We start from the raw sequence: 11,694 nt of genomic DNA on the forward strand, positions 1-11,694 counted from the left end.
TCTCCGCCGGGAACAACCGCCGGAAGCCCGGCGTTTCTTCGCAGCACTCCAGCGGCGGAGACAATCATGCCAGCCAAGTCGAAAGCGCAGCAGAAGGCGGCAGGGGCAGCCCTTGCCGCCAAGCGGGGCGAAGAGCCGGTGTCCAGCCTCAAGGGCGCCTCGCGCGAGATGTATGACGACATGAGCGAGGCGCAACTGGAGGACTTCGCCGCCACCAGGCGCAAGGGACTGCCGGAGCACAAGGACTGAGCGTCAGGCGTGGCGGAACAGGTCGGCAAGCTCCGGCCAGAGGGAGAGGCGCTCCTCCTCCGACAGAAAGGCGCCGATCTCGATCTCCCGCCCCGCCCCGGAGAGCGTGAGATAATTTGGTACGGGCCCTTCCCGGCGATGCAGGTCCACCCTGACCCAATGCGGATTGGCGTGCCATTCGGAATGCGCCCGCCTTGGACCGTCGCGCACCACATCGACCCTGTCGGGCCAGAGCGTCAGCCTTTCGAGGATCTCGCCATCCCGATAGCTGCGGTTCAGGGCAAACCAGAGGCCCCAGAGCGCAGCCAGCACGAAGGGTAGCAACCCCCACAGCACGGGCGAGCCCAATACCTCGATCAGCGGCAGGGACAGAAGCACCGCCATACCCCCTATCACCCAGACGAAGCCCCGGCGTGGCAGTGAGCGGTAGGGCCAGAGGTGCAGTTCCGCCAGCGGCTCGGCCCCGCCCGAAGGCAAAGGAGCCCCGGACTTCTCCGAGGCTCCTTCCGGTCGTTTGACCCATTCATACGGCATCAGTCTGCGCGATCAGTGAGCGTGCGATTTGTCCCAGTCGGACTGCTTCGGCAGCGTCTCGAACGTATGCTCCGGCGGCGGGGAGGGCAGGGTCCATTCCAGCGTATCGGCATATTCGTTCCAGTAGTTGTTCTCGGTCACGCGCTGGCCACGGGTCAGCGTGTAGAACACCACTCCGATGAAGAACACGAAGGAGAAGAACGACAGGAAGGCGCCGAGAGAGGAAACCAGGTTCCACGTCGCGAAAGCCTCCGGATAGTCGATGTAACGGCGCGGCATCCCCTGACGGCCAAGGAAGTGCTGCGGGAAGAAGGTGAGGTTCGCGCCGACGAACATCATCCAGAAGTGCAGCTTGCCCGCCCATTCGGGATATTGCCGCCCCGACATCTTCCCGATCCAGTAATAGACCCCCGCGAAGATGGCGAACACCGCGCCCAGTGACATCACGTAGTGGAAGTGCGCCACCACGTAATAGGTGTCGTGATAGGAGCGGTCGAGCGGCGCCTGGCTGAGCACGAGGCCGGTCACGCCGCCCACGGTGAACAGGAACAGGAAGCCGAACGCCCAGAGCATCGGTGTCTTGAACTCGATGGAGCCGCCCCACATCGTGGCGATCCAGGAAAAGACCTTCACCCCCGTCGGCACCGCGATGACCATGGTGGCGAGCATGAAGTAGGACTGCTGCGCAAGGCTCATCCCCACGGTGTACATGTGGTGCGCCCAGACGACGAAGCCCAGTACCCCGATGGCCACCATCGCATAGACCATCGGCAGATAGCCGAAGATCGGCTTGCGCGAGAAGGTCGCGATGACATGGGAGATGATGCCGAAGCCCGGCAGGATAATGATGTACACTTCCGGGTGGCCGAAGAACCACAGGATATGTTGATACAGGATCGGGTCGCCACCGCCCGACGGGTCGAAGAAGGTGGTGCCAAAGTTCCGGTCGGTCAGCAACATGGTGATCGCACCGGCCAGAACCGGCAGCGCGAGCAGAATCAGCCAGGCCGTCACGAACACCGACCAGGCGAAGAGCGGCACCTTGTGCAGGGTCATGCCCGGCGCGCGCATGTTCAGGAAGGTGGTGATGATGTTGATCGCGCCGAGAATCGACGACGCCCCCGACACGTGCACCGCAAAGATCGCGAGGTCGGTCGAGTAACCCGTCTCATGCGTGGAAAGCGGCGGATAGAGCACCCAGCCGATGCCCGATCCCATCTGGTCGTTGCCGCCGGGAGCGAAGAGCGAGGCCACGCCGAGCGCCGTGCCCGCCACGAACAGCCAGTAGCTGAGGTTGTTCAGGCGCGGAAACGCCATGTCCGGCGCGCCGATATGCAGCGGCATGAAGTAGTTGCCGAAGCCGCCGAACAGCGCGGGAATCACGACGAAGAACATCATGAGCACACCGTGATAGGTGATCATCACGTTCCACAGGTGGCCGTTCGGCGTACAGGCTTCCGCGGAGGGGATGAGCCGTGCGCCTTCGAGACACATGTATTGTACGCCCGGATGCATCAGCTCCAGCCGCATATAGACAGTGAACAGGACGGAGATCAGCCCGACGGCGCCTGCCGTGAACAGGTAGAGAATCCCGATGTCCTTGTGGTTCGTTGACATGAACCAGCGGGTGAAGAACCCGCGCTTGTCATGCCCTTCGTGGCCATGGATGGCTGCGTCGGCCATGCTGCCGCCTCCCGTATCTTGATGGGGCGACGCCCGGGTGCATTCCTCCCGCGCCGCTCTCTGCATGCGGTTGTAAAGCGCGCGGGCGAGGGGGGCAATCGTCCTGATCACAACACGGTGTGGAAATGTTGCCCCTGTGCGTCGGACTTTAGTCTGGTTGCGGGCCGGAGAGGGAGGCCAGATAGGCGATGATGTCCTCTGCCCCGCGGGTCAGGCGGAATGCCATCTTGGAGCGTGCCCCGTCGTCGCCGGTGTAGGTCTTCAGAAAGGCGGTAGGGTCCGCCAGGAACTGTGTCAGGCTCTCCGCGCTCCAGACAAGACCCGTTTCATGCGCCTTTCGCAGGGCGGGGGAGTAATTGAACTCCAGCCCAGCACCACGCCCGACGACCCCGTATAGGTCGGGTCCGGTCTTGCCGCCCCGCACGATGGCGGTTCCGTCCGTCGCCGTGATGGAGTGGCAGGCGCGACATTTGGCGAAGGCCTTGGCTCCGGCCTCTGGGTCGCCCTGCGCGTGGGAGGGAGAGGCGAGCGACAGCAGGCTCACCAGGGCGAGACCGCTGGCGGCGCGGGGGAATCGGCGCATGGCTGGCTCCTTCGGTAGTTCGTGTCGAGTTATCGGGTGCAGGTGGCGCTCGCGGGGTGATCGCCAAAGGCTTTCTCCCATGTGCGGGCCAGCGCCGCATCGACATCGCCCATCGTCACCGGCAGGCCCAGATCGACGAGGCTGGTCACCCCGTGCTCCCGGATGCCACAGGGCACGATGCCGGAAAAGTGCTCAAGCTCTGGCTCGACGTTGATCGAGATGCCGTGGAACGTCACCCAGCGGCGCACGCGCACGCCGATCGCGGCGATCTTGTCCTCCCGCAGGGAGCCGTCGAGGTTCGGGGCCTTCTCCGGGCGCACCACCCAGACGCCGACCCGACCCTCCCGCCGCTCGCCCTTCACGCCGAACTCCGCCAGCGTCGCGATCACCCAGTCTTCCAGGCGGCAGACGAACCGGCGCACGTCACGTCCGCGCCGGTTGAGGTCCAGCATGACATAGGCCACGCGCTGTCCCGGCCCGTGATAGGTGTACTGGCCCCCCCGGCGGGCATCATAGACGGGAAAGCGATCGGGATCGGTGAGGTCCTCCCGCCGGGCAGACGTGCCCGCTGTATAGAGAGGCGGATGCTCCAGCAGCCAGACGGCCTCGTCAGCCGTGCCCGCGCTGATGGCGGCGACGCGTCGCTCCATGGTCTCCAGCGCGTCGGGATAGGCGATCCGGCTGTCTGATATGATCCACTCGGTCATCTTGCTGAACTCCGCGAGGTGATGGCGTCCGGCGGCAGGTCATCGGGGATGCCCCGGGGATGCCCGAGGGGAATGCCCGGGGGGCGCCGCTCCGCCCTGCCGGATAGACAGGAACCGCGCCCGGATTGCAACCGCCGTACCCCTTTGCCGCGCCTCCCAGAGGAGGCCCGCAGGTGAGGGCGGGCAGCGGGCGAGGAGGTTTGGAAAGGCGCCCGGAAAAAGTTGCAGATTCCCCCTTTTCTTTCCCAAAGCCTTTCGCTATCACCCGCCGCACCAAGCCAAGGCAGTGCGGTCGTGGCGGAATTGGTAGACGCGCAGCGTTGAGGTCGCTGTGGGGTAACTCCCGTGGAAGTTCGAGTCTTCTCGACCGCACCATTTAACCCGGACGCAGATGCGTCAGGGACCAGGCTGGCCCGGTAGCTCAGTGGTAGAGCGTTCCGTTCACATCGGAAATGTCAGGAGTTCGAATCTCTTCCGGGCCACCATTCCCCTCGGGGCAGGTGATCTTCTAAACATGTCGATTTTCGGGGGATGGCAGCAGGCGGCGCGGCGACCTGAACTCGTGAAGCTGACACTTGGTAATATCGTCGCCACACCACCTGATGCACGTATAGGTGTAAGAGATTTTCCGTCCTCGCGCGACCTGTCTTTTTGGACAGGTCCGTCTCTCAACTCGGTGAGATCACGGAATTTTTTATCGACTAATTCGAGTTGCTCGCCAATCTCCCCTTTATCTTCATAAAATTCGCCCTAGCGGACGGAGCGTTGTCTGCCGCGGTTCTTGGCTCTTGCTATTTCGCCGTGACTTCGGCATGCAGCCACTCATGGCCCCGTAGCTCAGCTGGATAGAGCAACCGCCTTCAATTGGAGTGCGCGTCGGGAAACCGGCGCTGCAGAACCTGTCAAATTCGGGGAAACCTCTGCCCTGCGGCGTGGCAATCCCGAGCCAAGCCCCATTTCGGGGAAGGTGTAGAGACTGGACGGCAGGCACCCGCCCCGCTACCGCGGAAGGGTGAAGGGACAGTCCAGACCACGAAGGGCCTCCGGCCTGCGGCGAAAGCCGAAGTGGTAAGCTAAGCGGTTGGTCGCAGGTTCGAATCCTGCCGGGGTCGCCAGTCTGCTTGTAAGGTGTTGACGTAGCGTCATAAACCTGACGGTTCCGGTCCGGGCTTCCAAATCTTGTTCCCTGATCATTCCAGGGAGTGGCCTCCTGCGCCGCGCGGCGATCGAGCATCGCCACACCCCGGTGCATGCTTCGCGACCGGTTTCTGTCGCAATCCGGTGCACCGTTTCCCGGCTTCGGTGAACGCACTCGTCTGCACCTTTCTCACCCCGTGGGCTCTTGCCCCTCTGATATCGGCTTTTGCTGCGGCACAGGGGAACCGGGCGCTGAAAGCCCGCTCCGTGACAAGCCATGTCATGTGCCTCACCACCTCGGAGATCACCGCTTTCAGGGTTCCAGGTCGCCCGTTCCCCCTTCTGTCAACCCTGACTGCGCCCCGCCGCACGCGGTCTACCCATCCACCTCCGATGAGGCGGACGACGCGACCGGTGTAAGTCCCGGATGAAAGACCGATGAAAAGACTTCGGCGAGCAGGCCAAGACGACCGCTGAGGACGTTCAGTAGAACCTGGCCCGCGCCCTGCGCGAAAGCAGCGGGAAACCCGCCTCTCTGCAAGAGGGCTATCCCTCCGAGCAAGCGCACCGGGACGGGAGTCGCCGCGCTTGGGCGGCCTCGTAACTGCTTCTGGGGAAAGGGGTGCGGCAGCCTCCGGGGAGGAGGAGAGGAGGCTGCCGCTGTATGACGATCAAGCCAGGGAGGAGGAGAGGCCGATCGCATTCTGTCCGGTCTGTCCCGACCGGGAGGGGGATGCGGCGGCTCCAGGGGAGGAGGAAGGAGCCGCCGCTCTCGCCTGCGATGCGACCCAGGGAGGAGGAGGGGTCGCAGCGCATCTGTTCCGGCATGCTCCGCCGGAGGGAGGTGACAGCGCTCCGGGGAGGGAGGAGGACCGCTGCCTATTCACGACAACCCGGGGAGGAGGAGGGGCTGCCGCAAAGTCTGGAACCCGAAGGCCCCGTATTCCGGCGACGGCACTGGGAGGAGGAGTGTGCCGTCACCTTTCCGATCGCCCAGGGAGGAGGAGGGGCGATCGAAATCCTTTTTACTTGCCGTAAACCGCTTCGCGGGCCACGGAGTAGATCGAAGAGCGGCTGAGTTGCAGATCGGCAAGCTCACGGTCGCTCAGTTCCCGCAATTCGGCAACGGTTTGCCGATACAGGCGGCGCTGCGCCCAGGCTTCGCGGACACGGGCAACGAAATCGCTCAGGCCCGAAGCATTCTGGGCCGCCCCATGGGTATGGTTCAGGTAGGCCATTGTAAGTCCATTCTCTTGTGATCGGGCGCAGCGGGCTTTTTCTCTCGTCCTGCGCCTTCGGGAATGAACATACGCCTATGCTGCGACTGCACAATGGGGGGGAGGGGCAATCCGGCCATGCACAAGATGCATAACCCATGCTGACCTATTTTTCGCGACGAATTTCCCCAGTAAAACTGGCCTTCTGGGCCGGGATGGTGTTCAGTCTGCCACGATCTGCCCCGAAGAGGTGGCGAAAATGTCGCAGTTGCAGGGGTTGCGGTTCCGGGGCCCCGGCGCTGCAGGAAAGGGAAAAGATGTCGTTGACGCGTGAATCCGTTCTTGCCGCTCTCTCCGGCGTTCCTGTGCCGGGGGGCGGCACTCTGGTGAGCCGCGATCTCCTGCGGGCCCTGACGCTGGAGGCAGGCACGGTCCGCTTCGTGATCGAGGCTGCGGATGCCGACATGGCACGGGGGCTGGAGCCTGCGCGGCAGGCGGCCGAGGCGGCGGTGCGCGGGCTCGAGGGGGTGGAGAAGGTTTCCGCCGTGCTCACCGCGCCGGCCTCCGCCCCGCCGATGCCCAAGATCGGGCGGCACCCCACGCCGCAGGCTGGCCCGCAACCGGTGAGCGGGGTGGACCGTATTCTTGCAATCGCCTCGGGCAAGGGCGGGGTGGGCAAGTCCACCGTGTCCTCCAATCTCGCGGTTGCCCTGGCGCGACAGGGGCGGCGCGTCGGCCTGCTGGACGCGGATATCTATGGTCCGTCACAGCCGCGGATGATGGGTGTCAACCGGCGTCCCGCCTCGCCCGATGGGCAGACGATCATCCCGCTCACCGCCCATGGCGTCACCATCATGTCGATCGGCTTCATGCTGAGGGAGGATGAGGCGGTGGTTTGGCGCGGCCCGATGCTGATGGGGGCCCTGCAGCAGATGCTGGGGCAGGTGGCCTGGGGTGAGCTTGACGTGCTCATCGTGGACCTGCCGCCGGGAACGGGGGATGTTCAGCTCACGCTCTGCCAGAAGGCCAATATCACCGGGGCGCTGGTCGTCTCCACTCCACAGGACGTGGCGCTGCTGGATGCGCGCAAGGCCATCGACATGTTCCGCAGGCTGAACACGCCTGTGCTGGGTCTCATCGAGAACATGTCGAGCTTCTTCTGCCCCAATTGCGGGCACGAATCCCATATCTTCGGTCATGGGGGCGTGCGGGCCGAGGCGGAACGGCTGGCTCTGCCGTTCCTGGGAGAACTCCCTCTCAGCCTCGATGTGCGTGTGGCGGGAGATTCGGGTACGCCGATCGCCGCTGGCGACTCGCCCGAGGCGCAGGCCTATGCGCATTTGGCAGAACGGCTCGTCGCAGGTGGAATGGCCTGAAATCTCTGCAAAACACCGGAACGATTCGCGGCTAGCGCAGTTTTGCGATATGCCAAGCCTCGTCTGGAAATCAGGCAGGACATGGTGAGGGGGCGATGCTTTGCGGCATCACTCCTCACCAACTGCGCACGGATCCGCGAGGATCGGCGCCGACACTCAAAACTCCTCTCCATGCTAGTTCTGGCGTAATTGCGCCGGGGCGGCACAATATATTCCATTAGGGGCGAATTTTTCGGCGAAACCTAGGCATTTTGCGCCGCTTTCTCCCATGCCGGTGCCTAAGTTTCCCATTGCTTCCCGTGAATTCCCATGGCATTCCTTGTCCATCCGATGAGGGATGGGCTAAAGGGGCGGAAGACCCCACGGCAAAAGGCAGTTTCATACAGGCACCCCCCTTCATCAGATGAAAGAGATCCGGCGCGGCAGAGCAGCATCCCCCCAGGATGTGCCGCAGAAATACCGGACGCACCCAGTGATGGGACGAGGGCGGCGGATCGGGCAGTGGCAGCGGCCCGGTCCGCCGTAGTCCATCCGGAGGGCGCTCTGGCGATCCTCCGGGCCGACCAAGGTCCGATCAACGGACCGGAAGGGACGAGTGCGGGGCAGTGGTGGACACGTTCAGGGGTGAAAGCCTCAACAAGGTGGACGGCAAGGGACGGGTTTCGATCCCCGCGCTGTTCCGCCGCGTGCTCGACGCCTGCGACCCCGACCGCAAGCCAGGTGACGGCTCGGGCATCGTGCTGGTCTATGGCGATCACCGCCGCAAGTTCATCGAATGCTATACCGTCCGCGAGGCGCACCGGATCGACCGGCTGATCGCCCGGATGAAGACAGGTTCCCCCCAGCGCCGCGCCTTGGAGCGTCTGATGCAGGGGCAATCCTTTCCCACACAGGTGGATGATGACGGGCGTCTGGTGCTGCCCCCCGTGGTGCGGGAGCGGCTGAACCTCGCTCCGGGAGGCGGAGAGGTCTATTTCGTGGCCTCCGGCGCGACGTTCCAGATCTGGCATCCCGACGCCTGGGCGGAGGAGGAGGCGAAACTCCGCGACTGGCTGGACGAGCAGCCGGAGGATTTCGACCCGCTCTCCCTGCTGCCGGACGAAGACGAGGTAGAGTGAATGGTGCAGGCACCGCATATTCCGGTCCTGCTGGGTCCGCTTCTGACCGCAGTTGCACCCGTGCGCGGCGTCTGGCTCGACGGGACGTTCGGCGCGGGGGGCTATGCGCGCGGGCTGCTGGAAGCCGGCGCGGACAAGGTGATCGGGGTGGACCGGGATCCGCTGGCGTTCCGGCTGGCGGCGGGCTGGGCGGGGGAGTACGGCGACCGGCTGGAACTCGTGCAGGGCACCTTCGGGCGGATGGACGATTACGCGACCGGGCTGGATGGCGTGGTACTGGACCTTGGGGTTTCGTCCATGCAGCTCGATGAGGCCGACCGGGGCTTCTCCTTCGCCAAGGACGGGCCGCTCGACATGCGCATGTCGCAATCCGGGCCGAGCGCCGCGGATCTGGTAAACACCGCGCGTGAGGAAGTGCTCGCCGACATTCTCTATAACTACGGGGAGGAGCGCGCCTCCCGCCGCATAGCCCGCGCCATCGTCGCGGCGCGGCCCATCACGCGGACTCTGGAATTGGCGAAGATCGTCGAATCCTGCCTGCCGCGCCCAAAACCCGGCCAGACCCACCCCGCGACTCGGAGCTTTCAGGCGCTGCGGATCGCGGTGAATGACGAATTCGGCGAGCTCATTGCCGGGCTGGAGGCGGCCGAGCGCGCTTTGGCCCCCGGCGGGCGGCTCGCCGTGGTCACCTTTCATTCGCTGGAGGACCGGGTCGTGAAACGGTTCTTTCAGGATCGGGCGGGGGCTGCCGCGCGCGCAAACCGCTATGCCCCGGACCTGCCTGAGGAAACCGCCACCTTCCGGCTCGTCACCCGGCGCGCCGTCGGGCCGGACGAGGGTGAGGTCGCGGCCAACCCGCGCGCGCGCTCCGCGAAACTCCGCGTGGGGGAGCGGACATCCGCAGCCGCGCGCCGGTCGGACCGCGCGGCGCTCGGGTTGCCTTCGGTGAAAGGACTTTGAGATGCGGAGCCTGTTCTACGTCCTCTCCGCCCTCGCCGTGATGGGCCTCGCCTACTGGGCCTATCAGGAGAATTACCATACGCAGGAGGCCTCCCGCCAGGCCGCTCGCCTGCGCCAGGAGATCGGCTCGCTGCATGAGGCAATGGGCGTTCTGAAAGCGGAATGGGCCTACCTCAACCGGCCCGACCGGCTTGCGGAACTGACCATCATCAATTTCGACCGGCTGAGGCTGCTGCCGCTGGAGCCGTCGCAATTCGGCAGCGTCGCTTCCGTAACCTATCCGTTGCCCACCGTGGCCGATCCGCTTGCCGCCCCGACCGATCAGGAGACGCTCCCGTGACCCGGACCCCCCTCCGCCCGCTTGCCCGCATTCTCTCCGCCCGCGAGAAGGGGGAGAATCCCGATGCCATCGAGCGGGAGAACATCCGCCTCCGCGCGGAAACGGCGCGGGACAAGGCGCGGTTGCGTGCAGAGGGGCGGCTTCTGGTTCTGTCGCTGTTCTTCTTCGCGGCCTTCTCCGCGATCGGCGCGCGCATGGGGCTGCTGGCTTCGGTGGAGCCGGAGGAACCGGCGATTGCCGGTGTCGGCTCTCCGATCATCGCGCAGCGGGCGGATATCGTGGACCGCAACGGGCGGGTGTTGGCGACCAATCTTGTCACGCATTCGCTCTATGCCCAGCCGCAGCAGATGATCGAACCCGTCCGCGTCGCGCGTGAACTGACGGAGATCTTCCCCGATCTGAAGGAAGATCAGCTCGTCAAGGATTTCACCGGCAGCCGCAAGTTCCTCTGGATCCGGCGCAAGCTCTCGCCCGAGCAGATGCAGGCGGTGCATGACATCGGCGACCCCGGTCTGCTGTTCGGCCCGCGGGAGATGCGGCTTTATCCGAACGGAAAGCTCGCCTCCCACATTCTGGGCGGCGCGGGCTTCGGGCGGGAGGGGGTTTCCTCCGCCGAAGTCATCGGCACGGCGGGGGTGGAGAAGATCTACGACGACTATCTCCGCGATCCGGCCAACGGCGGCGAGCCGCTGGAACTGTCCATCGACCTTTCCGTGCAGGCCGCGGCGGAGCAGATCCTCGCGGGTGGGGTCAAGCTGATGAACGCCAAGGGCGCCACTTCCATCCTGATGGATGTGCATACGGGGGAGGTCATCTCCATGGTGTCCTACCCGGATTTCGACCCGAACGACCGCCCCTTGCCCCCGGTGAAGGGCGACCCGTCGGACAGCCCGCTTTTCAACCGCGCGGTGCAGGGGCTGTACGAACTCGGCTCCACCTTCAAGATCTTCGCCGCCTCGCAGGCGATCGATCTCGGCCTCGTGACGCCGAGCACGATAATCGACACGCGCCCCTTCAACTGGGGCCGGTTCCGCATCAAGGACATGCACAACTACGGCGCGCAGCTCAGCGTGCTCCGCATCATCGAGAAAAGCTCCAACGTCGGTTCCGCCCGGCTGGCGCAGATGATCGGCGGTCCGCGGCAGCAGGATTTCCTGAAGCGGCTGGGCTTCCTCTCGCCGACGACCGTCGAGCTGACGGAGGCCCCGGGCGCGCGACCGCTGATACCGAAGGTCTGGTCGGAGATCTCCTCCATGACCATCGCCTACGGGCACGGCATGTCGGCCAGCCCGCTGCACCTCGCCTCCGCCTATGCGACGATCGTGAACGGCGGAACGCGGGTCAATCCGACGCTCATCCGGCAGGACAAGCCCGTGGTGGGGGAACGTGTCATCGCAGAACGCACCTCCGACATGGCGCGGGAGATGCTCCGCGGCGTGGTGGAGGAGGGGTCGGGCGCCACCTACGGCAAGGTGGAAGGCTACGACGTCGGCGGCAAGACGGGCACGGCGGAGAAACCGCTCCGCAATGGCCGCGGATATGCTCACGACAAGGTGATCGCGACCTTCGCCTCCGCCTTTCCGATGTCGGACCCGAAATACGTGCTGATCGTGAGCCTTGACGAAGCCGTTGAAACCTCTGGCCCGATACCGCGGCGGACAGCCGGTTTCACCGCGGTTCCCGTTGCAGCGGAGATGATCCGGCGGATCGCGCCGCTTCTCGGACTACGGCCCGAGGTTGAAGCGGTGCGTCCCGCTGCGTTAACGCTCGTGCGGAACTGACGGGAGAGC

At 65.0% G+C, this 11,694-nt stretch carries 11 protein-coding genes and 2 tRNA genes; 8 read left to right on the forward strand and 5 right to left on the reverse strand.

All coding sequences use genetic code 11. The annotated features are described in order from the left end of the window. Positions 1-66: 66 nt before the first annotated feature. Positions 67-249, forward strand: coding sequence for a DUF3008 family protein (locus CDV49_RS16420; RefSeq protein WP_088216489.1), 183 nt, complete (start codon positions 67-69; stop codon positions 247-249). Between the two features lie 3 nt (positions 250-252). On the opposite strand, the gene CDV49_RS16425 is transcribed toward CDV49_RS16420, so the two are convergent. From CDV49_RS16425 to lipB, 4 genes are all read right to left on the reverse strand, one after another. Further along, on the reverse strand, positions 253-783 hold the full coding sequence (locus CDV49_RS16425; RefSeq protein WP_088216490.1) for a DUF2244 domain-containing protein: 531 nt from the start codon (positions 781-783) through the stop codon (positions 253-255). Between the two features lie 12 nt (positions 784-795). Beyond that, the gene (gene ctaD / locus CDV49_RS16430; protein ID WP_088216491.1) at positions 796-2,466 is read right to left on the reverse strand and encodes a cytochrome c oxidase subunit I; all 1,671 of its coding nucleotides are present in this window, start codon (positions 2,464-2,466) and stop codon (positions 796-798) included. Between the two features lie 148 nt (positions 2,467-2,614). Beyond that, a complete protein-coding gene (locus CDV49_RS16435; RefSeq protein WP_088216492.1) occupies positions 2,615-3,049 on the reverse strand; it encodes a c-type cytochrome in 435 nt (144 codons plus the stop codon). A 29-nt stretch (positions 3,050-3,078) separates the two neighbouring features. Continuing rightward, positions 3,079-3,756, reverse strand: a complete 678-nt coding sequence (gene lipB / locus CDV49_RS16440; RefSeq protein ID WP_088216493.1) for a lipoyl(octanoyl) transferase LipB — start codon at positions 3,754-3,756, stop codon at positions 3,079-3,081. A 288-nt stretch (positions 3,757-4,044) separates the two neighbouring features. Here lipB and CDV49_RS16445 point away from each other — a divergent pair. Next, positions 4,045-4,131, forward strand: a tRNA-Leu gene (locus CDV49_RS16445). A gap of 35 nt (positions 4,132-4,166) precedes the next feature. Next, positions 4,167-4,241: transfer RNA gene (locus CDV49_RS16450), tRNA-Val, on the forward strand. Positions 4,242-5,918: 1,677 nt separating this feature from the next. Here CDV49_RS16450 and CDV49_RS16455 read toward each other — a convergent pair. Continuing rightward, positions 5,919-6,131, reverse strand: coding sequence for a DUF1127 domain-containing protein (locus CDV49_RS16455; RefSeq protein WP_035741453.1), 213 nt, complete (start codon positions 6,129-6,131; stop codon positions 5,919-5,921). Between the two features lie 296 nt (positions 6,132-6,427). Here CDV49_RS16455 and CDV49_RS16460 point away from each other — a divergent pair, with 296 nt between their 5' ends. The 5 genes from CDV49_RS16460 to CDV49_RS16480 all read left to right on the forward strand — a co-directional run bounded on the left by CDV49_RS16460 (position 6,428) and on the right by CDV49_RS16480 (position 11,685). Further along, positions 6,428-7,486 (forward strand): Mrp/NBP35 family ATP-binding protein, encoded by a 1,059-nt coding sequence (locus CDV49_RS16460; RefSeq protein WP_088216494.1) that lies wholly within the window; start codon positions 6,428-6,430, stop codon positions 7,484-7,486. Between the two features lie 608 nt (positions 7,487-8,094). Continuing rightward, entirely contained in the window at positions 8,095-8,604 is a 510-nt protein-coding gene (locus tag CDV49_RS16465) for a division/cell wall cluster transcriptional repressor MraZ (protein ID WP_306424954.1), read from the forward strand. After that, positions 8,605-9,564, forward strand: coding sequence for a 16S rRNA (cytosine(1402)-N(4))-methyltransferase RsmH (gene rsmH, locus CDV49_RS16470; protein WP_088216495.1), 960 nt, complete (start codon positions 8,605-8,607; stop codon positions 9,562-9,564). Between the two features lies 1 nt (position 9,565). Then, on the forward strand, positions 9,566-9,904 hold the full coding sequence (gene ftsL, locus CDV49_RS16475; RefSeq protein WP_088216496.1) for a cell division protein FtsL: 339 nt from the start codon (positions 9,566-9,568) through the stop codon (positions 9,902-9,904). Next, positions 9,901-11,685: a peptidoglycan D,D-transpeptidase FtsI family protein gene (locus CDV49_RS16480; protein WP_088216497.1), complete on the forward strand. Its 1,785-nt coding sequence runs from the start codon at positions 9,901-9,903 to the stop codon at positions 11,683-11,685. The genes ftsL and CDV49_RS16480 overlap by 4 nt, the downstream gene beginning before the upstream one ends. Positions 11,686-11,694 lie beyond the last annotated feature (9 nt).

The organism is Haematobacter genomosp. 1, assembly GCF_002196855.1.
GTDB lineage: Bacteria > Pseudomonadota > Alphaproteobacteria > Rhodobacterales > Rhodobacteraceae > Haematobacter.

What these genes read in the sequence shown, in the direction of transcription:
- lipB (WP_088216493.1), bottom strand. Translation starts at nt 3,756, where the DNA reads ATGACCGAGTGGATCATATCAGACAGCCGGATCGCCTATCCCGACGCG.
- ftsL (WP_088216496.1), top strand. Translation starts at nt 9,566, where the DNA reads ATGCGGAGCCTGTTCTACGTCCTCTCCGCCCTCGCCGTGATGGGCCTC.
- rsmH (WP_088216495.1), top strand. Translation starts at nt 8,605, where the DNA reads ATGGTGCAGGCACCGCATATTCCGGTCCTGCTGGGTCCGCTTCTGACC.
- CDV49_RS16460 (WP_088216494.1), top strand. Translation starts at nt 6,428, where the DNA reads ATGTCGTTGACGCGTGAATCCGTTCTTGCCGCTCTCTCCGGCGTTCCT.
- ctaD (WP_088216491.1), bottom strand. Translation starts at nt 2,466, where the DNA reads ATGGCCGACGCAGCCATCCATGGCCACGAAGGGCATGACAAGCGCGGG.
- CDV49_RS16420 (WP_088216489.1), top strand. Translation starts at nt 67, where the DNA reads ATGCCAGCCAAGTCGAAAGCGCAGCAGAAGGCGGCAGGGGCAGCCCTT.
- CDV49_RS16455 (WP_035741453.1), bottom strand. Translation starts at nt 6,131, where the DNA reads ATGGCCTACCTGAACCATACCCATGGGGCGGCCCAGAATGCTTCGGGC.
- CDV49_RS16425 (WP_088216490.1), bottom strand. Translation starts at nt 783, where the DNA reads ATGCCGTATGAATGGGTCAAACGACCGGAAGGAGCCTCGGAGAAGTCC.
- CDV49_RS16435 (WP_088216492.1), bottom strand. Translation starts at nt 3,049, where the DNA reads ATGCGCCGATTCCCCCGCGCCGCCAGCGGTCTCGCCCTGGTGAGCCTG.